General features: G+C 57.6%; 23 protein-coding genes, 1 tRNA gene and 2 pseudogenes. 12 read left to right on the forward strand and 14 right to left on the reverse strand.

Annotation, left to right across the window (positions count from 1 at the left end):
- The first annotated feature begins 39 nt into the window (after positions 1-39).
- Genes hisG through ACUIAI_RS03105 form a run of 7 tightly spaced genes read left to right on the forward strand, consistent with a single transcriptional unit; the run spans position 40 to position 4,691 of the window.
- Positions 40-891, forward strand: a complete 852-nt coding sequence (gene hisG, locus ACUIAI_RS03075) for an ATP phosphoribosyltransferase (protein ID WP_445342605.1) — start codon at positions 40-42, stop codon at positions 889-891.
- Positions 892-895: 4 nt separating this feature from the next.
- Positions 896-1,510: a CDP-alcohol phosphatidyltransferase family protein gene (locus ACUIAI_RS03080; RefSeq protein ID WP_181414894.1), complete on the forward strand. Its 615-nt coding sequence runs from the start codon at positions 896-898 to the stop codon at positions 1,508-1,510.
- On the forward strand, positions 1,503-2,459 hold the full coding sequence (locus ACUIAI_RS03085) for a DUF881 domain-containing protein (protein WP_445342606.1): 957 nt from the start codon (positions 1,503-1,505) through the stop codon (positions 2,457-2,459). Before ACUIAI_RS03080 ends, ACUIAI_RS03085 begins: the two co-directional genes overlap by 8 nt.
- A gap of 1 nt (position 2,460) precedes the next feature.
- On the forward strand, positions 2,461-2,793 hold the full coding sequence (locus ACUIAI_RS03090) for a small basic family protein (protein ID WP_015021764.1): 333 nt from the start codon (positions 2,461-2,463) through the stop codon (positions 2,791-2,793).
- 4 nt (positions 2,794-2,797) lie between these two features.
- Positions 2,798-3,631 carry a DUF881 domain-containing protein gene (locus ACUIAI_RS03095; RefSeq protein WP_110412769.1) on the forward strand — a complete coding sequence of 278 codons (834 nt, stop codon included), beginning with the start codon at positions 2,798-2,800 and terminating at the stop codon, positions 3,629-3,631.
- Positions 3,632-3,637: 6 nt separating this feature from the next.
- A complete protein-coding gene (locus tag ACUIAI_RS03100) occupies positions 3,638-4,081 on the forward strand; it encodes an FHA domain-containing protein (protein WP_254477151.1) in 444 nt (147 codons plus the stop codon).
- A 13-nt stretch (positions 4,082-4,094) separates the two neighbouring features.
- On the forward strand, positions 4,095-4,691 hold the full coding sequence (locus ACUIAI_RS03105) for a MerR family transcriptional regulator (protein WP_254477152.1): 597 nt from the start codon (positions 4,095-4,097) through the stop codon (positions 4,689-4,691).
- Positions 4,692-5,356: 665 nt separating this feature from the next.
- Here ACUIAI_RS03105 and ACUIAI_RS03110 read toward each other — a convergent pair.
- The 7 genes and pseudogenes from ACUIAI_RS03110 to ACUIAI_RS03140 form a co-directional block, all read right to left on the reverse strand.
- Positions 5,357-6,073, reverse strand: coding sequence for an HAD hydrolase-like protein (locus ACUIAI_RS03110; RefSeq protein ID WP_445342607.1), 717 nt, complete (start codon positions 6,071-6,073; stop codon positions 5,357-5,359).
- On the reverse strand, positions 6,066-6,413 hold the full coding sequence (locus ACUIAI_RS03115; RefSeq protein WP_045935333.1) for an RNA polymerase-binding protein RbpA: 348 nt from the start codon (positions 6,411-6,413) through the stop codon (positions 6,066-6,068). Before ACUIAI_RS03115 ends, ACUIAI_RS03110 begins: the two co-directional genes overlap by 8 nt.
- A gap of 84 nt (positions 6,414-6,497) precedes the next feature.
- On the reverse strand, positions 6,498-9,062 hold the full coding sequence (locus ACUIAI_RS03120; protein WP_445342608.1) for a DEAD/DEAH box helicase: 2,565 nt from the start codon (positions 9,060-9,062) through the stop codon (positions 6,498-6,500).
- A gap of 13 nt (positions 9,063-9,075) precedes the next feature.
- The gene (locus ACUIAI_RS03125) at positions 9,076-9,399 is read right to left on the reverse strand and encodes a hypothetical protein (protein ID WP_445342609.1); all 324 of its coding nucleotides are present in this window, start codon (positions 9,397-9,399) and stop codon (positions 9,076-9,078) included.
- A 21-nt stretch (positions 9,400-9,420) separates the two neighbouring features.
- Positions 9,421-10,518: pseudogene (locus ACUIAI_RS03130) on the reverse strand (helix-turn-helix transcriptional regulator); the annotation flags it as partial.
- Positions 10,519-10,592: 74 nt separating this feature from the next.
- Positions 10,593-11,376: pseudogene (locus ACUIAI_RS03135) on the reverse strand (helix-turn-helix transcriptional regulator); the annotation flags it as partial.
- Between the two features lie 143 nt (positions 11,377-11,519).
- Positions 11,520-12,950, reverse strand: coding sequence for a UTP--glucose-1-phosphate uridylyltransferase (locus tag ACUIAI_RS03140; RefSeq protein ID WP_445342610.1), 1,431 nt, complete (start codon positions 12,948-12,950; stop codon positions 11,520-11,522).
- 179 nt (positions 12,951-13,129) lie between these two features.
- On the opposite strand from ACUIAI_RS03140, the gene ACUIAI_RS03145 reads away from it, so the two are divergent.
- Positions 13,130-13,203 (forward strand) — tRNA-Pro (locus ACUIAI_RS03145).
- A 104-nt stretch (positions 13,204-13,307) separates the two neighbouring features.
- On the opposite strand, the gene ACUIAI_RS03150 is transcribed toward ACUIAI_RS03145, so the two are convergent.
- Positions 13,308-13,532 carry a helix-turn-helix domain-containing protein gene (locus ACUIAI_RS03150; RefSeq protein ID WP_045924380.1) on the reverse strand — a complete coding sequence of 75 codons (225 nt, stop codon included), beginning with the start codon at positions 13,530-13,532 and terminating at the stop codon, positions 13,308-13,310.
- A gap of 91 nt (positions 13,533-13,623) precedes the next feature.
- On the opposite strand from ACUIAI_RS03150, the gene ACUIAI_RS03155 reads away from it, so the two are divergent.
- Entirely contained in the window at positions 13,624-14,892 is a 1,269-nt protein-coding gene (locus ACUIAI_RS03155) for a tyrosine-type recombinase/integrase (RefSeq protein ID WP_052692763.1), read from the forward strand.
- 111 nt (positions 14,893-15,003) lie between these two features.
- Here the strand turns inward: ACUIAI_RS03155 and ACUIAI_RS03160 are convergent, their stop codons facing one another.
- The 4 genes from ACUIAI_RS03160 to ACUIAI_RS03175 all read right to left on the reverse strand — a co-directional run bounded on the left by ACUIAI_RS03160 (position 15,004) and on the right by ACUIAI_RS03175 (position 17,978).
- Entirely contained in the window at positions 15,004-15,192 is a 189-nt protein-coding gene (locus tag ACUIAI_RS03160; RefSeq protein WP_267400016.1) for a helix-turn-helix transcriptional regulator, read from the reverse strand.
- Positions 15,185-15,709, reverse strand: a complete 525-nt coding sequence (locus ACUIAI_RS03165) for a hypothetical protein (RefSeq protein WP_267400015.1) — start codon at positions 15,707-15,709, stop codon at positions 15,185-15,187. The genes ACUIAI_RS03160 and ACUIAI_RS03165 overlap by 8 nt, the downstream gene beginning before the upstream one ends.
- 293 nt (positions 15,710-16,002) lie before the next feature.
- Positions 16,003-16,626: a response regulator gene (locus tag ACUIAI_RS03170; RefSeq protein ID WP_267400013.1), complete on the reverse strand. Its 624-nt coding sequence runs from the start codon at positions 16,624-16,626 to the stop codon at positions 16,003-16,005.
- Entirely contained in the window at positions 16,623-17,978 is a 1,356-nt protein-coding gene (locus ACUIAI_RS03175; protein ID WP_267458827.1) for a sensor histidine kinase, read from the reverse strand. Before ACUIAI_RS03175 ends, ACUIAI_RS03170 begins: the two co-directional genes overlap by 4 nt.
- A 356-nt stretch (positions 17,979-18,334) precedes the next feature.
- Here ACUIAI_RS03175 and ACUIAI_RS03180 point away from each other — a divergent pair, with 356 nt between their 5' ends.
- Together ACUIAI_RS03180 and ACUIAI_RS03185 are read left to right on the forward strand one after the other, a co-directional pair.
- Positions 18,335-18,553, forward strand: coding sequence for an alpha/beta fold hydrolase (locus ACUIAI_RS03180; protein ID WP_045924388.1), 219 nt, complete (start codon positions 18,335-18,337; stop codon positions 18,551-18,553).
- 385 nt (positions 18,554-18,938) lie between these two features.
- Positions 18,939-19,601, forward strand: coding sequence for an alpha/beta hydrolase (locus ACUIAI_RS03185; protein ID WP_110412869.1), 663 nt, complete (start codon positions 18,939-18,941; stop codon positions 19,599-19,601).
- 661 nt (positions 19,602-20,262) lie between these two features.
- Here the strand turns inward: ACUIAI_RS03185 and ACUIAI_RS03190 are convergent.
- Both ACUIAI_RS03190 and ACUIAI_RS03195 read right to left on the reverse strand, forming a co-directional pair.
- Positions 20,263-20,853, reverse strand: a complete 591-nt coding sequence (locus ACUIAI_RS03190; protein WP_445342611.1) for a helix-turn-helix transcriptional regulator — start codon at positions 20,851-20,853, stop codon at positions 20,263-20,265.
- A 684-nt stretch (positions 20,854-21,537) separates the two neighbouring features.
- The gene (locus tag ACUIAI_RS03195; protein WP_445342612.1) at positions 21,538-23,118 is read right to left on the reverse strand and encodes an ATP-binding cassette domain-containing protein; all 1,581 of its coding nucleotides are present in this window, start codon (positions 23,116-23,118) and stop codon (positions 21,538-21,540) included.
- A gap of 968 nt (positions 23,119-24,086) precedes the next feature.
- On the opposite strand from ACUIAI_RS03195, the gene ACUIAI_RS03200 reads away from it, so the two are divergent.
- Positions 24,087-24,473 (forward strand): Abi family protein, encoded by a 387-nt coding sequence (locus ACUIAI_RS03200; RefSeq protein ID WP_445342806.1) that lies wholly within the window; start codon positions 24,087-24,089, stop codon positions 24,471-24,473.
- Positions 24,474-24,794 lie beyond the last annotated feature (321 nt).

Consider the following 24,794-nt stretch of genomic DNA (forward strand, 5'->3'; position numbering starts at 1 on the left):
ATCCCGCTGTAGATTCGCTTCCGTAATTAGGAGGTTGCCGTGTTGAAGGTCGCGGTGCCCAATAAAGGCATGTTGTCCCAGCCCGCATGGAGGCTGCTGTCAGAGTCTGGCTACCGTCTGCGTTCCAATGATCGGCAGCTGGTGGTCGATGACATTGACAACGATATTCAGCTCTTTTACCTAAGGCCCAACGACATAGCGGTCTATGTCGGCCTGGGAACCATCGATCTGGGCATCACCGGGCGTGATCTTCTACTGAACTCAGGCACCGGGGCCGTCGAGGTCACCCAGCTGGGATTCGGCGCATCCACCTTTAGGTTCGCAGCTCCCGAAGCCAGTGCTATCAGCAGTCTTCAGGATGTGGACGGCAAGCGGATCGCCACCACCTTCGACCGGCTTCTTGGTGACTACCTGGTTAGCAAGGGGCTCAAGGCAGAACTGATCCATCTGGATGGGGCAGTGGAGTCCTCTGTCCAGCTCGGGGTGGCTGACCTGATCGCTGATGTGGTCTCCACCGGCACCACCTTGCGCAATGCCGGGCTCCGTGTCTTCGGTGACCCGATTCTGAAATCGGAGGGAATTCTTATTAGGTCGCCGCACCTGGATCCGAATGATGAGCGTCTGGCGGTCATGTCCCGCAGGCTGGAGGGTGTGCTGACAGCCCGCCGCTATGTATTAATGGATTACGACATCCCGGTCGAGCGTGTAGCCATGGCTGTAGGCATCACGCCCGGTTATGAATCTCCGACAGTCTCCTCCTTGCACGACAAGCAGTGGGCGGCTGTCAGGGCCATGGTACCCAGGGACCAGGTGAACAACCTCATGGATCGGCTCTATGAGATTGGTGCGCGCGCCATCCTTGTAACAGCCCTACAAGCTTCTAGAATGTAGTCGGATGGCACTGATTGATCGAATTTCACGTAGCAGGTACAGCCCTGAGCCTCGGTCCGTAATTCTCACCGTCCCGAATGTCATCAGCCTGCTTCGTATCCTGTCCATACCTCTTATTGCCTACCTGGTGGCCAACCGGCATTTGATCATCTCCTTGGTGGTCATGCTGATTTCGGCCCTGTCAGACGGTGTGGACGGAATTATTGCTCGCAGGTTCAACCAGGTCAGCAAGCTGGGCCAGATTCTAGACCCTGTGGCTGATCGCCTGCTCATTCTCTGTTCGGTTCTGGCTCTGAGCATCGCATCCATACTCCCTTGGTGGCTTCTGGCCCTGGTCGGGGCCCGGGACGTGCTCATGGGTCTGCTGGTTCTGGCGCTGGCTCAGCACAACTATGGCCCTCTGCCGGTTCACTTCGCGGGCAAGACCGGCACAGCCGTACTCATGCTGGCCATACCGGCCCTGATCTTTGCGGATGTGGGTACTTCAGCCTTCTTCCGCTTCTTCCATCTGGTGGCCCTGGCGGCCGTCATTTGGGGGGTGGGCCTCTATTGGCTGGCAGGGCTGATATACGCACGTCAAGGTATCGGACTGCTTCGTCAGGACCGCCATCATGACTGAACCGCAGAGAGTGCCTGAATCCTTCCCCGTGCCGCCCGACCGTGCCCTGATTCACCGCCGGGCGGCTTTTTCGCATTCCAGCGCTGGTCTGCAACGCCACTATGTTGACGAAGAGAGCTCTGAGCCATCCCAGGAGTCCATTCGTCGACGCATGGCCGATGAGTCCTTGAGGCTGATCGATGATCTGACCAACCGTCCTATGGATCCTATGTTCGAGGATGCCCGCCTGTTGCCTGCTGAGCGCAGGTCACCGCTGAGCGTTTGGGTCAATAGGATCCTGGTCTTCGTCATTTGTGTGCTGGTTGGTTTGGCAGGCACGGGCATAGTGCAGGTGTTGCACCGGGATCCGCGTCAGAAGGTACGTGAAAAGCTGATCTCTCAGGTAGAGGTGGTCAGCAAACGTGCCGATGACCTCAACGGCCAGATTTCGGATCTCAACGGAAATATCGACACGCTTTCGGGTCAAGTTGGCGGTCAAGGGCAGAACGGCACCCAAACCGCCGATGATCTGACCAACGGTACCAGTAAGGTACAAGGCCAAGGCATCGTTATCACCCTGGCTAACCCTATTGCCTCCAAGGATGCCCGAGACAATACGGATCAGATTAAATTGGTCACCGACCAGGATCTGCAGTGGTTTCTGACCAAGCTCTGGTCTGCGGGTGCCGAGGCCATTGCCATCAACGGCAATAGAATAGGAACACAGACATCAGTGCGCACGGCCGGTCAGACCATCCTGGTGGGTACCGCCTCCATCGAGGCACCCTACAAGATTGAAGCCATAGGCGACCAGGGTGCACTGTCTGATCTGATGTCTCGCAGCGATCTACAGAGCCGCCTGCGTGACCTGAAAGATGCGAACATCACCGTCAATGTGAACAAGCAGCGGCGCCTGAACTTGAATGCAGTCGGTCTGCCCAATCTGTCCTATGCCGGAAGGAGTCATTGACATGTCGGCAATTCTCGGCCTGATCCTAGGCGTGGTGGCGGGCATCTTCCTCAAGCCCGACATTCCCATCGTCTTGCAGCCCTACCTCCCCATTATGGTGGTGGCGGCCCTGGATGCATTGATGGGTGCAGTCCGTTCCTACTTCGAGCGCAGCTTCTCAGATCGGGTCTTCGTGGTCTCCTTCATCTCCAATGTGATCACCGCCACGCTTCTGGTCTTCCTGGGCAATCAGCTGGGTGTGGGCTCTCAGCTGTCCACAGCCGTCATTGTGGTCCTAGGTATTCGCATCTTCTCCAACGTCTCCGCTATTCGACGGTTCATTTTCAAGGGGTGAGTACATGAGACACACCCTCAGGAAAAAGCGCGATGAACGAATGCCCGAGAGCATTCCGCCTAGGCGGCCTGGACGGGTCAGGGCTCCATCCGACGATACGCAGACTGGTGCTTTCCCTGTGGTTCGTCGAAGGCCTCTGCGCACACTCAACTCCAACGCCACCAGGGTCAGGCTGGTCACCAGCGTCCTAGTGGCCCTTATGTGCGCCCTGCTGGGCTTCGGGTATGCCGTCCAGGTGCGCAACAATCAGTCCTCCTACCAGAGTTTATCCGAGGAAGAACTGGTGCGAGTGCTGGACGAGACCAGCAACCAGGTCGATAAGCTGGAGGAGCGCAAGAGCCAGCTCAACCAGCAGCTGACCTCTATCAAGTCCGCTGCTGACAAGCAAAAGGAGGCCGCCCGCATCGCCCAGCAGAACGAGCAGAGCAGCGGCATCCTGTCCGGACGGCTGCCGGCCCAGGGCAGGGGAGTGGTGGTGACGGTCACCGAGGACAGTGATCGTGTGGATGCCTCCACCATGTTCAACCTGATTGAGGAGCTGCGCAACGCCGGGGCCGAGGTCATATCCTTCAATGATGTCCGGGTGGTCACCAACACCTATCTGCTGGATACCCGCACCGGCCTGCAGTGCGATCATACCAAGCTGCACAGTCCCTACGTAGTCAAGGCCATCGGGGACCCGGACAGCCTGCAGAATGCCATTCAGATTGCCGGGGGAGTAGGCTCGCGAATCAAGGTGCAATTCCATGCATCGGTATCAGTGGAGCAGTCCGATAGTGTCAGAATCGACCAGGTTCGACGCGTGCAGGACTACCAGTATGCAAAGCCTGTAGAATAGACAGTTATGACAGAACCTATTCCCACTGCGGGCGAGACGACCATCATTGGCATGCCGGCCCTGAACATTCCAGTCACTTCCAACGGTGACCGTCCACTGACCAAGGACGACCTGGAGACTATGGCCCGATTGCCTGAGGGTACAGCCCTGCTGATATCTACCAGGGGAGCGGTGTCGGGATCGCGTTATCTGCTGGATGAGGATCAGATCAGCGTGGGCCGTGATCCAAAAGCGGATATTCTGTTGGACGACTCGACAGTCTCCAGGGCGCACGCCATATTCGTACGGACTGACCAAGGCTTCAGGGTCGAGGATACTGGTAGCCTCAACGGCACCTACGTCAACCGTGAACGCGTTGACCAGGCCGACCTGCACAACGGAGACGAAATCATGATTGGCAAGTTCCGGCTGGTCTACTTCGATAATCGGGCAGTCATCGCCAAGAGCTGATAGGGGGCATGTCATGGCCGAAGAGGTGCCGACGCTGGTGCAGGGGGAACTCTTCTCGGCTGAGCAGGCCGAGGGCACTACCCGAGGCTACCGAGGAACTGTAGCGGCCAAGGTGGCCGGTATCACCTATCGGCAGCTGGATTATTGGGCCCGCAAACGGATTGTAGAGCCCTCAATCAAGGCCTCACACGGATCAGGCTCCCGCAGGCTCTATTCTTTTAAAGATGTGGTCATCCTGGCGGTCCTCAAGCGACTCCTGGATGCCGGCGTCAACCTGGTCAATGCAACGAGCACTGTGGCTTATCTTGAGCGTCGGACAGTGGGTCAGCTTGAGCATGTGACTGTGGTTTGCGACGGGGACGAGGTTACCGAGTGCTCAGGCCCAGATCAGGTCTTCACTTTGATGCAGTCCGGGCGTGCCGTCTTCGCCATCTCTGTGGGCGCTATCTGGCATCGGATGGATTTGGAACTGCAGACCTTCGACCATGTAGATTTGACTACTGGACAGCTGACCCCGGGTCTGCCTGAGCGGCCCATTGACGAGTTGACGGTCATGCGTCTGCGCAAGCGGCTGGAGCATCAGCACGAGCAACGTCAACGGGCTGCATGAATCTAGATGACCGGGAACTTACGCGAACGGCTTGTGGAATCTGAAACAGGGGAGAAAAGAAAATGGGTAATCTGACATAACGTACATTATCGGCTTACTGGTGTTTCGCCACAATTTGTTTTGCTGACTATGATTTCACGGTTGCTACTGTCCTTGCTTTGAGTTTTGCGATTGTCGACTACCTGGTGCGCAGACAATCGCAAAACTCAAATCTGATCTTTATCACCAGTGATTCAAGTAAGACAACAGCCCGAAAACCGCACCTACATGACCGGCTATTGAAGCTGTGGCGATGACAGCTAAAATTTGGCATCTAAAGGTCAGTTTATTAACACATTCCCTTAGTGATGAAGTGTAAGTTGTTTCCTCTGAAGCATTTGTTTCTTCGGGAATAGCTCTCGTAGTTCTACTCCTTGATTTGCCGGGTTAAGCGGGTACATCTATGTAGGGCCGGAACATCATTATTGGCTTATTGTAAATACTGCAGTGCTGACTTAAGGCAGTTCAATATCGACTCATATTTTTGACTGAACTGCCTTTAAATCGATAGATATATGGGCATACCGGCATACCCTGTTCCCGAATCTTTGCTGATACTGACATGCATATGTCTTTGGCCTCAAAAGTGTGTGCTCGTTGGCACAAGACAGATCCTGAACAAGGTGTTATTCCTGGAAGTAATCCTCGGCAGCTTGGCACAATTGGCCGACTTGGTCGATGACTCGGTAGCACCTGTGAGACTCAAGTTCTCCGGGCTCGGCATAGCCCCAGCCGCATCCCAGGCAGTCCAGGCCGGTTTCCAGTGCACCGTCGGCATCAGTCCAGCGGTCGCCGACCATAAGGGCTCGGTCGCCTTGTTTGGCTTCGAAACCAAGCTGTTGCAGAGCGTAGGTGATGACCTGGGCCTTAGTGATCCTTGTAGAGTCCTTGCTGGCGCCATAGACGCCGTCTACCAGTGGAGTCAGTCCGAAGTGGTCACAGACCGGCAGGGCCTGGTACTCGGGTTTGCAGGTGGCCACAGCCAATGTCAGACTATGCTCGTGCATACGGTTCAGCTGATCGGGAATGCCGTCAAAGACCGTGGCGAGCAGTCGACCTGGGATGTGTTGTCCTGGGTGTTCAGGATTCTCGAATGCTGCTATCTCGCTGTAATAGCGCCGGTAGATTTGAACGCCCCTATCTACGTCCTCCTCTTTAATGCCGTTGTTGCGCAAGGATACTTCGATAGCTGGTCCGATGAATCGTCGAAGCTCGCTCTCGTCGGGCACAGGATGACCAAGCTCTTTGAAAGTCTGCACCACAGAGGCGATAATGCCCGGATGAGAAGCAGTCAGGGTGCCGTCCAGATCCAGCAGAACCAGGCGGCGCGGTGATTTACTCATAGTCGGGGAACCATCCTTCGCGGTGCATTTTCAGACGCTTGTCAAGCACAGCCTTGAGCTCATCCTCGGACCGACGCTCCAGCAGCATGTCCCAGTGGGTCCTGGTCGGTTTGCCAGTCTTGCCGGACTCCTGCTCGTCGTGCCCCTCAAGGTGAGCGATCTGCCCACAGCGGCACTCCCACTCCTGTGGCACCTCAGCGCCCTCGGCCAAGGGCAGGATGGTCCGATGGCCCTTGGGGCAGATGTAGGCGACCTCGCTGCGTGCCGCGAAGTCCACATTCTGATCAGATTCCAGGGACTTCGCCCCAATACTCATACCGCGAAGACTACGCTCTGCCATGATTCCTCCTTACTCGTGTCCGTCACTGCCTCCAAGCTACAGAACAGTGTTGACCTGAAACTTATTCCCTGTCTGCGGCCGTGTTCACTCCACGCCTGTATATGCCACAATGCCGCGATTGACCTGGTCGGCGGCGATGCTGGCGGCCCTGGCCAGGTGATGTCCTCCCCTGCCCAGGTAGGGTTCCACTTGAACGATCTGGGTGAGCACATCGGACAGGCGCTTGGCGTTGCGCACGAAGTCCCCCGCCGTCAGATCACTGTCACGCAGGATGGTGGTCAGAGAGTCGCCGCAGGCCCAGTCGTAGATGGTCGGCCCTAAGTCAAAATCAAGTTCCGGGGGCAGTTCCAACCCGGCCTGATCGCAACGTTCCTGCACCTGGGACCACTGACGTTTCATATCATCCATGGCCTCGACCAGCCTGGGAGCTCTGTATCCGGCCCTCTCCCCCGGCTGCTCCCCTACCCCACGTCGGGATTCGTAGACCAGTCCGGAAACGGCGGCCGCCAGTTCTGCAGGCTCCAGATTGTTGAGGATGCCCCGATCCAGAATCTCGGCGAGGCTCAGATCCTGCTCACTGTAGATGCGTCGAAGCAGCTGCCCTTTGCGCGTCAATCGGCAGTCATCAGGGTCAACGGGACGGGTGTAGTGCAGGTCAGCCAGAATCTGGCAGATTCTGTCGAACTGACGCGAGACTGATCCTGTTTTGGACTCGTACTGTTCTCGAGTCCTCTGCAGCTCCTTGTCCATGCGGATCCACCGGTTCCCCCAGCGCAGGTGCTTGGGCAGGTCCGGGCACTGGCGGCAGGGATGGTTGCGCTCCTGCTCGCGCAGCTGGTCGATGTGCCGGTCAAGGTCACGGAATGCCTGGTCGCGAGCTTTCTCGCTGGTGAACCTTTGACGCTTCAAACGGCGGCGATCGTTCTTCTGGGCCGAAGAGAGGGCTGCACGGATGCGCATGAACTCGATTAGATCGCCGCGGCTGCATTGGGCGGCCTTACGGTAGTCCTCCAGGCCGCTGGTCAGAGTCTCGATGCGCTCCTCCAGCTCTGAGGCTGATCGGTTGGCTTCCCACTGAGCAAAGGAATGGTCCAGGGTATCCCGGGCACGCGTGTAGCTGGAGGAGTTGAGCAGGTTGACGGCCATGTTGAAGGTGGGTCGGAAGCTGGAGTGCAGCGGATAGACTCTCCGGCTGGATAGGGCCACCATGGTCTTTGGGCTGAAGTCCCGGTGGTCGACCACTACTACATGGCCGATGTCGTCGATGCCGCGCCGGCCGGCTCGACCGGTCAGCTGGGTGAATTCTCCGGGCGTCAGGGCTACATGGCCGGTGCCGTCAAACTTCTCCAGCTTTTCGACCACGACGCAGCGGGCAGGCATGTTGATGCCCAGAGCCAGGGTCTCGGTGGCGAAGACCACCTTAAGTAGTCCCAGTTCGAACAGATGTTCGACTATCTGCCGGAAGAGGGTGACCACGCCAGCGTGATGGGCGGCGAAGCCCTGCTCCAGAGCGAAACGGAACTGGGAGAATCCCAGCGCCTTGAGATCCTCCTTGCTGAGCTGGCCGGCTGCCATGGAGTCCACGATGTGCCGTATTCGGCGGGCCTGCTCATCAGTAGTCAGCTGCAGGCCTGCCCGGATGCACTGTTGGACGGCCTGGTCGCAGCCGGTACGGGAGAAGATGAAGTAGATTCCGGGCAACATGTCCATGAAGTCCAGCTCATCGACCACGTCTGCCCGGCTTGGACGATACCGCTCCCCCATCCGTCGCTCCGGCCTGCCGCCGCGACCATGGTGGTGATGGTGTCCTTGGTCGCGGGCCTGGGCGCGCTCCTGTCCGGCCTTGTCCAGCTGGGCCAGCCGGGAGACCAGACGTGGGTTGATCTTTGGGGTCTGCCGTCCTGAACCGTCGTGCCGATACAGGTCCAGGATCTCGGGCTCGGTGTGCCTGTCGGCCTGGACCAGGACGTGCTGCTCCAGCGGTACGGGCCTGCGTTCGGAGACCACCAGATGGGTGCGTCCACGCACCGATGAGATCCAGTCGGAGAATTCCTCCACGTTGGACACGGTGGCCGACAGCCCCACAATGCGGATGGAGGCAGGAAGATGGATGATGACCTCCTCCCAGACGGGTCCCCGGAAGCGGTCGGCCAGATAATGGACCTCATCCAGAATCACGTACTTGAGGGCCGTCAGGGTGGAGGACTGCTCATAGAGCATGTTGCGCAGGACCTCGGTGGTCATGACTACGATGTCCGCCTCGGAGTTGATGGAGGTGTCGCCGGTGAGCAGTCCCACCCGGTCCTCGCCGTAGCGGTCGACCAGGTCATGGTATTTCTGGTTGCTCAGGGCCTTAATGGGGGTGGTATAGAAGGTCTTGACGTTCTGCTCCTGGGCCAAAAATACTGCAAAATCGGCTACGATGGTCTTCCCGGCGCCGGTCGGAGCGGCCACCAGAACGTTGTCGCCATCCTCCAGAGCAGTGATGGCTTCCAGCTGGAAGTCGTCCAAAGGGAAGGGCAACTTGGACTGAAAACGTGCGGGCGCTCCGGTCATTCGCTTACGGTGACGACTGAAACGGGCATAGCGTTCCGCCGGCCCCGGTTCGGATGTTGATGAATCCTGTCCGTGGTGACGATGACCTGACATATTCCTCCAAGAACTACTTATTGAACTGCTTCCACCGCCGCCAGACGCGGGCATGATTCCTCCTGCGTTGCTCCCTGCGCTGCAGAACCTGGGCGTGAGCCTGGCTGTAGCGCTCGGTTGATTGCGACAGGGGCAGGGCGAAAGCCGGACCTTCAGTCCTATCCGTTGCCTGGGACTGTCCTGTAACTGGGGGCTGGGGCATGTGTCGGTTCAGATCGTCTGAGACCCGCCCTATGGAGCGGCCGGCCGCCATGGCGTGGCGGATGGCGTATACGGCTCCGCCAATCAGCATGGCCAGCATAAAGATCACCAAAAGGATCCAGATCCATCCAGGCATGGAACTCCTCTCCGACCGGGACTAGTGCCGGTCCTGCTCCTTGTCGTGAGCATCGCTGATGGTAATCTCACGCTGGGCACGGGCCAGAATCATGGTTCTCAGTGTCTTGGGCGCCACTGCCGTGATGTGCTTGGCGTGGGCAATGCAGAAGGCCACGAACCAGGAGTCCGAGGAGACGGTCAGGTGGACCTTCTGCCCGGATCCGCATGGCTCGACCGAGGCGCCCGGCAGGGATTTGATGTAGGGCAGATCCGGCCGGTCGGTGATGAAGACCGCAGCCGTGCCATTGTCGAAGGACCACTTGCGTAGCTCGCTGACCGGCACATCCGGGAACTCCACCTTATGGCTGGGCTTGACGATGGTTGCGTGCTCGATTCTGGCGATTCGCAGAACTTGCCACTGTCTGTTGCGTCCGGTGCCCTGCTTGAGGTGGCGGCTGGAATCCGAGGGAGCATCCGCAGCCTCAGTGCCCTCTGCTGCATCGCCTATATCGGTCCAGGCGGCGACATAGTAGACGCCCTCATCCACGAAGATCTTGGCAGGTGCCACCACCTTGCGGCGGGTGCGGCCGGCGGCGTCCGTGTACTCCATGTCCAGCAAAGACTCGGTCTTGATGGCACGTCGGACTACCGAGAAGCTCTTGGGCTCAGTCTCATAACCGGTCAGGGAGAGCCAGGGTGTCTCACCCGGCCCTACATGCGTGCGCAGGCGCTGGTAGAGCGACTCGGCCTGGGTGCGGGACTGCTCGGGCAACAGGGGCGAATGGGCCAGGTAGTTGAGCGAGGCGGTCAGCATGCTCAGGTACTGGGGTGAAATGCCGGCCAGTCGTTCCAGCCCCAGCGAGTTGGTGGCCGAGACGATGCCACTGTCGTCCAGCAGGGACCAGTCGATATCGAAGAACTGGCTGCCTGCCATCTCCCCGTCGTCTGAAACCGTAGTCAGGGTGTTGATGTCCTTGTGAATGGTATTGACATATTTGCGCAGCTCTTCCTTGCTGTTGGGATGGCCGATGAAGCGATCGGCCAGCTCGGCCAGGGAGAACTCCTCACCCAGGTGGGCGGACAGGAAGAGCATGAGCCGCAGGCGGCGGTCCACCTCGGATCCGGTCTGGAAGGAGGATGCACTGACACGACGGGCGTGGCGGAGGTCGGTGTCGTCGTCGCTTAGGTCAGTGGCGAAATGCTCGACGCTGGTCCGGGCAATCTCCGGAGAGATGACCGTTGCCGCTCCAGGGCTCAAAGACTCGTCGGCCAGCTTAAAGCGGGCGGCTGCATCCAGACGGCGCCGGAAGGCATCTGCAGCTTCCTGAGGGCTGACGATGGAGGCATCGGGGTGCTCCAGGACGAACATGGCCAAATCGTCGGAGTCGGCATAGGCCACGTTCAGGTTCTCCCCGTCTACGTCCACGGTGGCAGCGAAGCGGCGGGAATCGATGACCTTGACCAGATCGTCGGGAATGCGCTGGGTGCCCAGCCCCGGAGCTATGGAGTCCAGGCCCAGGCCGGGGATGGGCACCTGCGGTACCCGGGGCGTGGTGCGCGAGACCGGTCGGGTCGGCTCCTCGCTGGCCTCCTGGGACATGGCTATGGATCGCGCTAGGTAGTTGGCCGCGGCCAGCACCGGCATGTCCTCCTGATTGAAGTGCATACGGATGCGGGGCTCATCCCCCAGCTGCAGACGGTAGGAGGCGAAATCCTGCCCCTCTGACTTGGAGGAATACTCAGGCTGACGGGATTCTATGGCTATGCCCATGGCCGCCAGCTTGGCGCGGTCACGCTGGAACTGCTTGGCGAAGGCTGCCTTGGCGGCCTGGTCAGCCAGCTCGCCATAGGAGTCGGCATAGGCCTTGACCCGTTGGGCTATTTGCCGAGATGTAAGCCATTGTGGGAAAGCTGACGATAAGACGGCTAGGACATCAAGTTCGTGCTTGCCCCATTTATCCGAGAAACGCCGTCTTCCGTTCGTGCCTTCTGCCATCAGTCCTCGCGTATCGTTAAAATTTGTGTATCAGTGCGCCTAACGCACGTTTATCTATCATAGATTGATTTTCAGGACCGTGGGAGCCAAACACCCAAATACGGTACCTTTTCTTGACAGGCTGAACCCTGCTGAGACTGGCCTTAGACCCACTCGTCCGGTTCGATTCCTTGGGGTCCCACATACTGACCATTGGGCACGTATGAGGAGCGTCCCTGATCGCTCAGATGGGCATCTGCATACAGTGTCACATCCCTGCCGAAGGTCCAGTCCCCCTCGATCGTGACCGAGTTGGCGGCCGCCAGGCTGGGAACCCCATAGGGGAAGCGCTCGTCAAAGTCGGCGATGTACTTGTAGTAGCGCTCATCCAGCTGAACGTTTGGGAAATCGTAGTTGCCATCCTCCATCTCATAGGAGTCGGTCAGATGGAAGCGGTCAGAGCGCATGATGAACAGGTCGTCGGTGGTCTTGACCGGCAGAAAGCGCATACGGTCCACCTGTACGCAGATGGCTCCTTCGAAGAGCGTGGCGGCAGAGCCCATGGCGGTCTCCAGTTGCACCACGGGGCGGGTGGATGGATTGGTGGGGTCCACGGTCTTCCGGTTCTCGATGATGGGCAGCGGCAGCACGCCGTTGTATTCGGTCAGCTTGTCGCGCAGGGCATCGACCCTGACCCAGATGCTGTTGGTATTGAAGTAAGGATGCTTGCGGATGGACATGGCTGAGCTGCGGTCGTGCGGGTCCACCTGGGACATCTCCCGCAGGATAAGGCGTCCGCTGGCCTTATCGATAACGATATGGCCGCCCTTCCGATCAGCATCGGTGCGCTTGGCCACCTCGATCATGAAGGGCGCTCCGGACTGCGCGAAATAACCGGCCAGGGTCCTTGAAGGCCGGGCGCCCAGGTTGTCGGAGTTAGAGATGAACAGATAGTCGATTCCATGCTCCTTGAGTGTATCCAGTAGGCCCGTCTCCCAGATGGTCGAGAAGATGTCGCCATGGCCGGGAGGGCACCATTCAAGGTCGGGGTTGGCTGGGAAGTCGACAGGACGGCCGGTGTCAGCGTCGATCTTAGGTTCGATGTGCTGAATGATCTCCACGGGCACGTCTTTCTGAACAAAGCGGCGGTCCTGCTTGACCGCGCGCATGGTGTCGCGCGAGGTGCGGAAGGAGTTCATGAAGATCAGCGGCAGCGGAACCCCTAGGCGCTTGCGGGCCGTCAGCACCTGGCCCATGATGATGTCCAGGAAACGCATGCGACGGGCCTTGTGGCGACGGATGGGCAGCAGGGATTTGGCCTTCTCCAGGCCCATGGAGGTGCCCAGTCCTCCATTAAGCTTGATGAAGGCGGTGCGGGAGAATGCATCCAGGGCCATGTCCATGTCCATGGTGTCGTGGATATCTTTGGTACGGGGCACGTCCTTGAGCGGAGTGACATCCTTCTCGCGCACGCACGCCTTGGCGTCTCCCCGTTCCCAAGTTTCGTAAAGCTGCTTGAACTGGTTGATGGAGACTTCGCTCATGCCCTTGTCTCGCATCTTCGCGGCCGAAAGGTCGAAAACGTCTGTGCTCATGGAACCCCTTCCGGGCTGGGACGACTTGCGGTCGACGCGGATTGCGTCGACCGTCCAGAAACATGATAGCAAGTTGATCACGCGGCCCGGTCTGTCTGGACTTGTTTGCTGGGACTCGCCGGACCATTGTCGGTCCAGCTACGCTGTGCTAATATCTCTACTCGGTGCTGATGCACTGTCGGGCCGTAGCGCAGTTTGGTAGCGCACTTGACTGGGGGTCAAGGGGTCGCGGGTTCAAATCCCGCCGGCCCGACGAGATAGCAATGATTCCAAGGCTTCCGGGCCTTGGAATTTTTTGTATGCCCCGAATCGGGCACATTTCGGGCACATCGCCCTTGCCTTCGGGCACATTCCGGCTCATTCCGGCCGCACCGTATTGCGACGGATAAGTGCCGCCACATCCTCGGGCCGGTATCTAACCAGACGACCTATATGCACGTACGGAAGCTCGATTTTCTGCGCCCTCCAGGCGTTCAGGGTGCTCACCGGTATCACCAGGATCTCGGCCGCTTCCGCAGGGGTCAGCAGCCTGGTCGGTGTCATAGCCGGGTTATCGTTCATTGTTTGCTGTATTTGGCTCATACCTGTTCCTATGCGTCAGCGCGCACCGCCGTTAGCTGGTGCTGGATATCGCTAAATGGAACAAATTGTTATCTGACGCATAGAGGTTGATATGGCAAAAGCATGGATAAACGACAGATGGTTGAAGGCCGCCCTGGTCACGACGGCACAGGGGCACACCTCCAAGGAGGAACCGTCCGCATATATGAAGCACTCCCTATCCAAGCACACCGACGACCCTGAGAACGCCAAGGTCCCTGAGCGATACAGGGCCAAGGACTTCGGCAAAGGGTCACGCTGGGAGGTGCGATGGAGGATTGATGGAATCACACGAAGGAAGTTGTTTCGCTACCGGGGTGAAGCGGAGGCTTTCATGGCCGAGATCGAGGACCGGATACGGTCGAACCGATACATGGATCCCCGAGACTCCTGCAGGCCGTTGCGACAGGCAGCGGACTTATGGCAGCAGGGTCTGGCGGGCACTATCAAGGGATCGACAGAGGGACGCTACCGGCGTGAGCTGCGCGTGTGGGTTCTGCCTCAATGGGGTGACGTAGCTTTGAAGGACATTTCCACGGCGAGGATCCAGCGCTGGTACGTCAGCCTAGCCGATGGGACGGCGCCTTATGGAGGTGAACGAGGCTCGGCCTCCTCGCTGTCCGCGTCCTCAATCCGCTCCGTAGGCAAGATTGTGTTGGGCTCGATTCTGGATGTGGCTGTGGAAAACCGCTGGATAGATACCAATCCCGTCGCCAAAGCCAAGGTGCCACATAACAGAGCGGTTCAACGGCGAATATATCTAACCCCACAAGAGATCAAGATCCTGGCGGGTCAGATGGACGAGGCCAATGCCACGGTCATTTACTTGCTTGCGTATACGGGACTGCGCATCGGCGAGGCACTGTCTCTGAGGTGCGGGGACGTGGATCTGGGGAGAAACCGGATTAATGTCCTACGCACCCAGTCGGTCGATGTTGATTCGCATATCGTTGAGACATTGCCAAAGGGAAACAGGACCAGGTTTGTGCCCATACCCAGCCAACTGCTGCCCAGAATTAAAGATTTGCTCGACGGCCATGGCCCCGAGGATTACCTACTGCGCGGGCCGAGAGGCGGCAGACAGACCACCACTAACTGGCGGAACCGGGTATGGGCTCCAGCACTGCGGGATGCGGGCATGCAGGATATCGAGGGCCTGGTCATCCACTCCCTGCGCCACACCTACGCCTCCCTGGCGATCAAGGCCGGGGCGGACGTGAAAACCCTGCAGGCCGTCCTGGGCCATGCCTCGGCCACAGAGACCTTGGACACCTACGCGGACCTATGGCCCAACCGCACCGGCGAGGTGGCCGAAGTCATCGGCCAGGATATCCAAATCTGACATGGCGGAGTATAAATAAGGGTGCTTTTGCCTGTTGTTAGGCAAAAGCACCCTTGCATAATTTCCAGTGAGTTCCCTTATTTCCAATCAGGGTCTGAGCGTCGGGCATGTTCAGGGTTCGAATATGTCCTCTATAGTTAAATCGAATGCATCCGCCAGGCGGAAAGCAAGTGGCAGCGATGGGTCGAAATGGCCCTTTTCAATCGAAATTACGGTCTGACGGCTCACTCCCAGTTTTTTGGATAATTCCCCCTGAGACCAACCGTGTTCTTTTCGCAACTTTGCCAGATGGTTATCCACGACTGATGAACCTCATGATTGTGTAGGCCAGGACAAAAACCAAGAGCATTGCTATCAGAATGCACACCAACATGAACGCCCACTGATCCTTACCCAACAAACTGGCCAGCAGGCAGCTGAAAGAAACAACTCCCAAAAAAATGCGATATGAGAGCTGTTCGGCTTTCCCGTACCAGTGGTTCTCTATGTTCTCCCCGGCATGCTGATCTGCTCCGGGCAAGGTGTCGGTATCCACCAAGATGACCCAGCAAAGGCTGACTGATACTGGACAAAATGCCGCAGTCACGATAAGCGCCTTAATAATCCATGGCATAGTCTGCGGCATGAAGCTGGCGACAATAATTCCCAGAACGAAACCGCTGACCAGACCTGGAATCAATGCTGCAGTGAGAGCCGACATCGAATGGGATCCAAAGCGAACAGTACCAAACGGTCTTGGTCGCGCATGTGCCGTTGGCTCGGACAAACTTTGTGAGCGGGTCAAGTCGGATGTTGCCTTGCTTTCGTTTTTCTTCACGGGGTGCTCCTTGCCGAATGCGAATGTTGAACAGGTAAACCGGTCTGAGCACGACTATAATGTAAAGCTAGCTTTACGTCAAGTGTGTTTGACATATTTTTGTTTCGTCATTTCTCCTTGGCTATCACCAACAGCATTGACGATGAAGTTCACATCATTGAAGGTGTAATGCGGTATTCGGATATGAGGTCCCCTGCCATTCTCCGATGACTGATGGCTGGACCTCTCATGTGCAATTGAGGCCGAAGCAAGACCAAGAAGAGTAGTTTGCGCTACTTAGAAGGGTCCTGCTTTCAGGGTTTCAGTCCCAGGGTTTCGATGGCTTTGGCTACGGCGGCTGTGCGGTCGTTGACTTCGAGTTTGGCGAAGAGTCGGCTGAGGTAGGTTTTCACGGTGGTCTCGCTGATGTACAGGCGGGCGGCGATTTCTCGGTTGGTAAGCCCTCTCGCGGCCTCTCGCAGGACCCGGGTCTCCTGTTCGGACAGGACCGGTCTGTCTTGCGGGTGCAGGGCTTTGCTGACCGCCTTCGCCGCTGACGGATTCAGCACGGTGGCTCCTGCCACGGTGTCTCGGATGGCTTGGGCCAGGATGTGGGGTTCCACGTCCTTGAGCAGGTAGCCGTTGGCGCCGGCCTCGATGGCGGGCAGTATGTCGGTGTCCGAATCATAGGTGGTCAGGATCAGCACCTTGGTCTCGGGCTGGGCCGCCAGGATCCTGCGGGTGACTTCCGGGCCGTTCATGTCCGGCATCCGTAGGTCCAGGAGCAGCAGGTCCGGCCTGGTCCGAGCCACTGCGGCTATGGCTTGGGCGCCGTTGCCGGCTTCGGCCACGACCTCCAGGTCGGCGTGGCGGGTGAGCATGCTGCGTATGCCCTCGCGGACCATGGGGTGGTCGTCGGCCATGACGAGACGTATCATGCTTCCTCCTTGCCGGCCCGGTCGTGGTCGCCGGGCTCTTCGGTCGGTACTGTGATGGTTATTCGGGTGCCTTGCCCGGGGCCGGATGTCACGGTGCAGGCCCCGCCTGATTCCTTGGCCCTTTTGGCCATGTCCCGCAGCCCGTAGCCGTGGCCTGCTTGTTCCATTCTGATGGAATCCAGGTTGTCGGCGTCGAAGCCGAGACCGTCGTCCGTTATCAGCAGTTCCAGCGTGCCCGGATGTGAATCGTGCGGCCCGTTCTCTTGCGGTACCAGGCTGATGTGCACATGCCTGGCTTCTGCATGTTTGGAGACGTTGGCCAGAGCCTCCTGGACGATGCGCAGCAGGTTGACCTCGGTCCGCCTCGGCAGTGCCGGCAAAGGCTGTTGGATGCGGCATTGCGCTTGGAATCCTGCCTCTTGCGCTGCGGCTTGCACAGTCCTTTCCAGGGCCATGCTCAAATCCTTGCCGTCCAGGTCGGCCGGTGCCGAGTCGGTTATCATCCGCCTGGTGTTGTCCAGGGAGCTTTGTGACAGGTCGGCGATCATGTCCAGGTGCCGCCGGGCCGTTGGCAGGTCGTCGTCCAGCTCTTCGCGGGCCACCCTGGCCAGGGCCAGTACCGAGGCCAGGGATTGGGCTATGGTGTCGTGCATTTCACCGGCAACCCGTTCGCGTTCGATCGAGGCGCCTTCGGCCAGGCTCAGCCTGCGGATGGTCTCCTGCTGGGATTCGAGCTGGTCCAGGAGCATCTGGTTGTGCCCGTTGGTCAGGGCGAGGATATCGAAGGATTTGCCGATCATGGCCGAGAACACCACTACCAGGCCCATGAGCATGAGATTGCCGGCCAGGTCGGTGCCCAGGAACCTGACGCCGGCCATGGCCATGGCCACGAACACCGCGTTCAGGACCCCCACCAGCCCCAAGGCCGGCAGGTAGGCGAAGGCAATAAACAGTTGCGGAACCACGAAGAGTTGCGCCAGGATCGCCACCCCGTCCAACCAAGCGCCCACAGGCAGGCAGACCAGGGACAGCAAGGCGAAGACCCAACCGTGAGCGCCGGTCTTGCTCACCGGCTCGGCCATGCCCGGCCCGTCCATCTGGTAAGGCTGGTCATAGACCCGCCCCAGCACGAAGGTCATGAAATAGAGGCAGGGCACGAGTATGAGCAGGCTCGACAGCAGCCTGGCGCCTATAGGGACCGATGTGAAGCAGCAGTCGGCCACCACCACGCAGGCCGCCTCCACGATGAAATACCAATTCCATGTGGTGTGGATGCGCCGACGCTGGGTGCTGGTCCGTGATGCAACGACCTGCCCCTGAGAAGTTCCTCTGGTTTTCACTGTGTCTTCCACCCCTCGCCCCTGGTTTTTCCGCTCACGGATCCTGAATCCAGCCCCTTGGGTTGTGTCCGCCCCGATACAAGCTTTGCTGCCCACCTAAGTCAGATGGCTTTTCACAGAAAGTAGGACATACCCGAACCACTAGATCGCAGGCCACCACCATTTGGGCAGCGCACGGTTCCATAGTGTTATCGCTGGCCATGTCTCAATAATGCAAGATTCACCGATAGTAATCTCAAAGAGGATTCCATCAGAACCTCAACCAGTCATCCAGCTCCTCTGCTCGTTCTCATGTCCGGCTTGTCAAAGCTCTCCCCTGCCAAGCAACCCACCAACCCTGCGATGTGCGACCACTTCACCAGGAGCTGATGGACACGGACTTCACCGACACCCACCACTTCGAGGTGCCGGTCACCTTCTGTGAGGGCAGACAGGACCACCACGTCTCCTCCGCCGTCGCCCGCGACTGGTACGAGACAATCGACAGCCCCAAAAGCTGGCACTGGTTCGATCGCTCCGGCCACTTCCCCCAATGGGAGGAACCCGACCGCTTCCTGGGATGTGTGCTGCAAGACTTAAGTCAATAACTGATCGCAGAACCGGAATCCTTTTTTTGCCGAGAAAGCACTTCCTCAATATGCTTTTACTGCTGCTCTGCCACAAGCTGTCAGCTACTGTAGACTCGTCTATATGCTCCAAGTAATTACGAGGAATCCCCTGGAAGATAAGGGCGAAGCACAATATCGTCAGCTGGTGAGAGTGGGACATAAACTACTGAGTGTCGCGGTGTTCGGGGACACACATGGTAGCGTCCCGAAACTGGTGCTGCTTTCAGGGTGTGGAACCCCTTCCCCTCTGTATGATTTCAAGGCTCTCATTACTAGACTGCAAAACTCATACTGTCTGATTGTGGTGGAGAAGTCCGGGTACGGGTTTAGTGACTGGTCTCGGGACCCCAGAGATATCGACACGATGTTGGATGAGACCAGGGCGGCGCTGCACGGGGCCGGAGTGACTGGGCCCTATGTGCTCCTCCCCCACTCAATGTCTGGGCTTGAAGCACTTTACTGGACCAAGAAGTACCCTGCCGAGGTGGAGGCCATCATCGGATTGGATATGGCCACGCCACAGGCTTATGAGACGCGCAACCTGGTGCCTCCCGCCGCAGCCACAGCACTGTTGGGCGCCCTTTGCCGGACAGGACTTCCTCGTCTCCTGCCCAGACTGACCGCGGACCAGTCACCCGCCATCAAAGCAGGAAATTTGTCTGCTGAAGATAAGGCGGTCTACCGGACCCTCTTCTTCAAGAACTTCATGGATCCAGACATCCAGCGAGAGATCAACACGGTCAACGCCAACGCCCGCAAGGTTGCGGAAGCTGGATTGCCACAGATCAAGATGCTGCAACTGGTTTCCAACGGGAAAGGCACTGGCTTCAGCAAGGATGAGTGGCGATCCATCCAAGAATCCTTCAAAGCGCAGCAAGGTAACTCACAGATACGGTATTTCGATGCCCCTCATTATCTCCACGACTATGTGCCTGAAAAAATGTCCGAGGCCATCAGGGATTTTATAAGCGGAAAACCTGACCGATCCAGCAAGGTTATCCGGCACACACTTACATCTCATCCCTGAATCAGTTCCAAGCAATCTCATTTTATGCAGTCAGACGATTTCTGTGCCAATGTCATCAGACACTTCCTTCTGGCTAATCCAATCGGGCACATTTCGGGCACATCGCTACCCATAAGTACCCGTATCAGCTTGCATCAGTTCATACTTGGAATCTGCTAGAATTGGCAGTATTCCTTGGATAGTTAGCAGCAGTTAAAGGCAGCTAGCATGTACCAGAACAGCGGCTTATCTTACAAGGGGTCGCGGGTTCAAATCCCGCCGGCCCGACAAGAAACCAATGGTTCCAAGGCTCCTTCGCCTCGGAACCATTCTTATTTCCGGAATCGGGCACATTTCGGGCGCATCGTTTATGCAAGGTCCTCTCCCAGCTTTTGCCGGCCGCAATGTGTTTCGTGTTATACGCCAAAACAATGCTTATAGAACTGCACGGAGTCAAGTGTGCCGTATGGCATAACAGGCTGCATGCTGGTATGAGCCCCCCCCCCCCTCTGTCGCTCTCCGATGACTGATGGCTGAACCTTAAATGCACTCGAAGTCAAAGCAAGAAGAAGATTTGTATCCGGTTGCTTGCTGGAACAGAGATGCCTTCTCGTGGTGGCCTTATCCGTTAAGTTGGTACAGGTAAAGCCCCTATTTTCCGTTGCCAGCCAAGGAGGGGCTGTCACCAGAGCAGGGCCGCAAGAGCATACCCGGCAACAGCGCAGACCACGATTACGAGCAGCAGCAGCGCCAGCCTCTTCTTCAGGCTGGGCATATGGTCACGATCAGACCGGTCCACCTCCTCACCCGCCAGGAAAGCCTTGATCTCCCTGTAGGTCCGGATGTCGTTTCGTCGTTTGATGTTCTCCTCAAGGCCGCCGATCAATCCCAACAGGACCAGAAGGGCGAAGAGCACCAAGAGTGAAAGCAGCCACGGCCACTCCCGCTTCGCAACTGCAACCCCATACAGCACCAGCCCATCCACAATGAAGATGACCGCGACCAGGCCATAGAGGATCAGATTCAGGATCTTCATGCTTCGTACGTCTCTATCGAGTGCCTGCTTCATGGTGTCGAGGTCTCCTTTGATCAGCTGGTCGATGGTCACGTCGAAGAGGTTGGACAAAAGGAGCAGATTCTGCACGTCCGGGTAGGTGCGGTCGTTCTCCCAGTTGGATATGGTCTGGCGGGACACGAATATCCTGCCGGCAAGATCGTCCTGGGACATGCCCCGCTCCGAGCGATACCGGCGAATCTGACTGCCCAGCTCCATACCCCTGCCACCCGCCTTCCCTGGCCATCGTCCGCCGGCCGATTGTTGGTTGATGCCTGTGTGCCTGCATCATCGAGTCCTGCGCACGCCTGACCTCTTCAAGCTATCAACCCAACCCCTCACCCGCCAAAAATTCCCCTGCCAAAAGTCTTTGACACCCTTGTTTTTCAAGGATTATCGGCATAATTCAACCTAAACACAGGTTGGAGGGAAACACCCCGGACGGGTTATCAGCACCACACCAACCACACCCGCCTCCTGGTGCCTATTACCAAGCTGCTGACCCCGGCGGAGGCGGACGTAGCAGTTCAGCTTGTATCAGCTAGTGCTTGGGACACGATGGTGTAGGCAGTATTCCAGTCGTTATTAACAACAGTTACGGGCAGCTAGCATGTACACACGTACAGCAGCTTTTCTCAACAAGAGGTTGCTGGTTCAAATCCCGTCGGCACGGCCAAATAACAACGAACCCGAGGTTTTAAACCATGGAATTATTTGTATTCCCTGACGTTGGGCGTGTATTTGGTATATCATCGGCCTTCTGGTGTTATTCGTTCTTTTCTGCATCCCGCTGTAGCGGATTGGGAGTGGCATATTTATATGAAGGGCACAATGCAACTGGAATTTCACTAACTCGCGTCCCCTACCCTTCACATCCATATCGGGCTGCCAGATGTCCCGCGATCATTCGATCTCCCAGCGAATCGAACTTACAGCGTCCAGGAAGCCTTCATCGTGGGAGACGACCACTAGGGCTCCCTGGTAGGGTGTCAGCACCTCGGCTAGAGCTGCCTGGGAGCGAAGGTCCAGATGATTGGTCGGTTCGTCCAGAATCAGTAGCTGGGGGTGTTTCAAGAATCCCAGGCACAGCAATAGTTTGCGGCCTTCGCCCGCAGAAAGTTCGTGACCGGCCAGGAGATCTTCTGGGTCAGCGTTGAGCTGGGCGTATGCCGTCATCAGTTTCTTTCGCTGAGCCCCCGGCAGCGCGACCGCGTCCTCCAAGGCCTTGTGTATTCGTGCCGAGCCAATGATCTGAGGCACGATCAGGCGCGGTAGATCCGCGGGCAGACCGGCGACCAGTAGCTCGAGCAATGTGGATTTGCCTCGTCCATTCGGTCCACTGATGCCGATGTGGTCTTTCGGCCCGATGCTGATGGTCTCTATGGCTGGACCATGCTGGCTGTCTGCCCCTCTGTCTGTAGCTGCATTCCCGCGCAGATACAGGCGGAAGTCTTCGACACCATGCCTTTCCATCCGGTCACTTAGGTCGCCGCCATCAACCCGGACCAATTCACGTTTGTGGCTGGCTTCGGCCTGCAGGCTCATGCTCCCGTCATAGCGTTTAGCGGCAGTCTGTAGGTCGGCGTTCTTTCTGCTGGTTGCGACGATGCGCGCTTCAGCTTGCCGGTAGCTGCGGGCAGCTGCCGTTCCCGAGGCCCCGGGTTTAGCCAGTTTGTGAGTGTTCCGGGCGTCGTGGTCGTGTGGGTCGATTCGGCCTCCCTGCTGTCTCAGAGCATCTACATGCTGGAGTTTCTGGAAGCGGGCAGCCTTGAACCGCTTGAGCCTGCTCAATTCCCGGCGGTTGCTATCCAATTCCTCCTGGGCGTGACGGTCTTCAGCCTTCTCCTGCTCCTCGATCTGCGCCAGCCTGCCTTTGAACTGGGTCAGCGTCTGCACATTGCCGGCCTGCATGTGACGTGTGCGGAAGACCAACGACCTGGGGCAGCTGGCATCAATCAGGGCCCGGTCGTGAGAGATTAATAGACCGATGCCTGCGAAGCTGTCCATGGCCTGGCCGATACGAGTCCTGGTCACTTCATCCACATGGTTGGTCGGTTCATCCAGGATCAGCAGGTCAGGTTCCCGGCTGAGGGAGCAGGCCACTTGCAGGCGCTTTGCCTCACCGCCGGAGAGGGTCGGATACCGGTAGACCCAATCGTCTGCTATGCCCAGGGTCCGCCTGATGGCAACGGCCCGCTGTGACCAGTCGTTGGCAAAATCGTCCAGGTTATGCGGTTGCTCGGCGATGTCCTGGGGGCAGTATTCGCAGACCAAGCTGTTGGGTTTTGGGCTGATACTTCCCTGGGTCGGCGATAGGCGTCCGCACAGGAGCAGAGCCAAGGTGGTTTTACCACAGCCGTTATCGCCAAGCAGGGCGGTCCAGCCCCGATCCAAGGTTGCGGACAGATGCTCAAAGATGGCGGATGGGCTGCTCGGATAGGCGAAGCCGAGGTCGGTGATGGTAATGATACTAGGGTTCGACACGGGTTTCCTTCTGATGGTGATGCGGTCTGGTTCATCATCAGGGGAATCGTCGGCTGTGACTGGTCGGGCGGTCAGACCGTCATCGCGCAACTTCGGGCCATCGACCTTATGTTGGAATAATTGCAGTGGATGGTGCGAATGTGAGTGACGGTAGTTTTGGCCTGAGGATTCCCCTGCGGGGACAGTCGCCGCAAATAACTGGGAACCTCATGCTCTGGCCGCTACACAGTAGGGTGGCGGATTAGAAACGAAGCTCACCAATTTCGACGGTCTATACCGACCGCATAGGCAACTGTCTCATCACAAACGCAAGTCGAGGTCCTCTTTCACTGGACCACCTTGGCATATGGGGCAGTCCCTCCGAATAGCTTTCTACATTCAAGTTTAACCTAGCATCTCATCTTTTGCATGGAGCTGCCTCCAGATGGTGGTATCCGGTTGCCTGTGGCGGATAGGTCTGAGATGTCGGAAGGATTTTGATTCTCGTCGCTGGGTCGTCGCGGATTCGAAAGCGAGTCGGGCTGGTGAACGGTCAGAGCTGATGTCGCCGGTTTCCTCCCGTTCTGACCGGGACCACCAGGAGTGTACTAGGGCCACTGTGGGAGCATGGCAGAGTGTCACAATCAGATCCACCGCACTGGTTTTGACCCAAGCGCCATCTCATTTAGTGTCGTCTACGCTCAGCCTTAGCCCTAAGCCACAATCGCGTTTTGAAGTTTTTGCGTTTGGCGCTCGCACGGTGCGCAGTCAGTTGTGTTAGAAGCCAGCACTGTCTCTACTGCTTTTCGGGGTAGAACCGCATACTATGGCGGTATTTTTTTATCTAGAGGGCAAATGAAATCCGCAACCGCAACCAAGCTGCCCTTTTACCCTGGCCATCCTTACCGCGAATCTGCAGACGTGGCTAAGCTGCTTTTGGACAGCGGGTTGACAGGCATCAGAGTGTAGGACCTCAGGATTGTTTGGAGTTGGTAGGCTATTATCGTCTCAAAGGCTACTGCTATCCTTTTCCTACTCCCATGGCGGGTAGAAGTATACATAAGCTGCCTTTTCTCTTCAGCACCGCAGAGTATCCCATATGGGAATGGTATGTGTTCGACCAGGAGCTGCGCAACATCATCTTTGATGGCATCATCAGCATTGAGGTCTTTATCAAAAGCTCCTGGCTGCTGAACTTGCCAAAGCAACTGGCCTGTTCGGCTGCCTTGAACCTGCCGGTCTGCCTGGACTCAGTACCGAAGAGCATAAGAATGCGATTGTCGGCATCGCCGAGGATTATAAGCGATCTTCGCTGCCACAGCTCAAGCATTTCCAGAGCACCTACTGCGATTCACTGCCACCCATCTGGGCGCTAGTGTATGCTTGCCCTACAGTAGATTAAGAAAATTGTTTACAAAGGTGCCAACCCTGCCATCAAAAGCAGATTCGCCCTGTATCTGGGAATCATGTCCAATAAGTCCAGGGTCAGCATTGAGAAACTGCTACGTGGCTGGCTCGGGAATTTGCGTGTCGCTCATAACAAGACCGTCCACCATGAACATTATGGAACTACATCGACTCAAAGATGACACCTACCAAACCCGTGCTGGAACCTGAAGGTAATGATTGGTAAGACAACGAATGGGAGCCTTTCCGCCGATCTAAGTCAAAGGGCCGTGCGGGATTCCTGGCCATGG

The sequence above is a fragment of the Bifidobacterium sp. ESL0827 genome, assembly GCF_052606685.1.

Excerpts from the sequence above, each read along its gene's own strand:
- ACUIAI_RS03080 (WP_181414894.1), top strand. The coding sequence starts at position 896 with ATGGCACTGATTGATCGAATTTCACGTAGCAGGTACAGCCCTGAGCCT.
- ACUIAI_RS03085 (WP_445342606.1), top strand. The coding sequence starts at position 1,503 with ATGACTGAACCGCAGAGAGTGCCTGAATCCTTCCCCGTGCCGCCCGAC.
- ACUIAI_RS03090 (WP_015021764.1), top strand. The coding sequence starts at position 2,461 with ATGTCGGCAATTCTCGGCCTGATCCTAGGCGTGGTGGCGGGCATCTTC.
- ACUIAI_RS03095 (WP_110412769.1), top strand. The coding sequence starts at position 2,798 with ATGAGACACACCCTCAGGAAAAAGCGCGATGAACGAATGCCCGAGAGC.
- ACUIAI_RS03100 (WP_254477151.1), top strand. The coding sequence starts at position 3,638 with ATGACAGAACCTATTCCCACTGCGGGCGAGACGACCATCATTGGCATG.
- ACUIAI_RS03105 (WP_254477152.1), top strand. The coding sequence starts at position 4,095 with ATGGCCGAAGAGGTGCCGACGCTGGTGCAGGGGGAACTCTTCTCGGCT.
- ACUIAI_RS03110 (WP_445342607.1), bottom strand. The coding sequence starts at position 6,073 with ATGAGTAAATCACCGCGCCGCCTGGTTCTGCTGGATCTGGACGGCACC.
- ACUIAI_RS03115 (WP_045935333.1), bottom strand. The coding sequence starts at position 6,413 with ATGGCAGAGCGTAGTCTTCGCGGTATGAGTATTGGGGCGAAGTCCCTG.
- ACUIAI_RS03120 (WP_445342608.1), bottom strand. The coding sequence starts at position 9,062 with ATGTCAGGTCATCGTCACCACGGACAGGATTCATCAACATCCGAACCG.
- ACUIAI_RS03125 (WP_445342609.1), bottom strand. The coding sequence starts at position 9,399 with ATGCCTGGATGGATCTGGATCCTTTTGGTGATCTTTATGCTGGCCATG.
- ACUIAI_RS03140 (WP_445342610.1), bottom strand. The coding sequence starts at position 12,950 with ATGAGCACAGACGTTTTCGACCTTTCGGCCGCGAAGATGCGAGACAAG.
- ACUIAI_RS03150 (WP_045924380.1), bottom strand. The coding sequence starts at position 13,532 with ATGAGCCAAATACAGCAAACAATGAACGATAACCCGGCTATGACACCG.
- ACUIAI_RS03155 (WP_052692763.1), top strand. The coding sequence starts at position 13,624 with ATGGCAAAAGCATGGATAAACGACAGATGGTTGAAGGCCGCCCTGGTC.
- ACUIAI_RS03170 (WP_267400013.1), bottom strand. The coding sequence starts at position 16,626 with ATGATACGTCTCGTCATGGCCGACGACCACCCCATGGTCCGCGAGGGC.
- ACUIAI_RS03180 (WP_045924388.1), top strand. The coding sequence starts at position 18,335 with ATGGACACGGACTTCACCGACACCCACCACTTCGAGGTGCCGGTCACC.
- ACUIAI_RS03185 (WP_110412869.1), top strand. The coding sequence starts at position 18,939 with ATGTTGGATGAGACCAGGGCGGCGCTGCACGGGGCCGGAGTGACTGGG.
- ACUIAI_RS03190 (WP_445342611.1), bottom strand. The coding sequence starts at position 20,853 with ATGGAGCTGGGCAGTCAGATTCGCCGGTATCGCTCGGAGCGGGGCATG.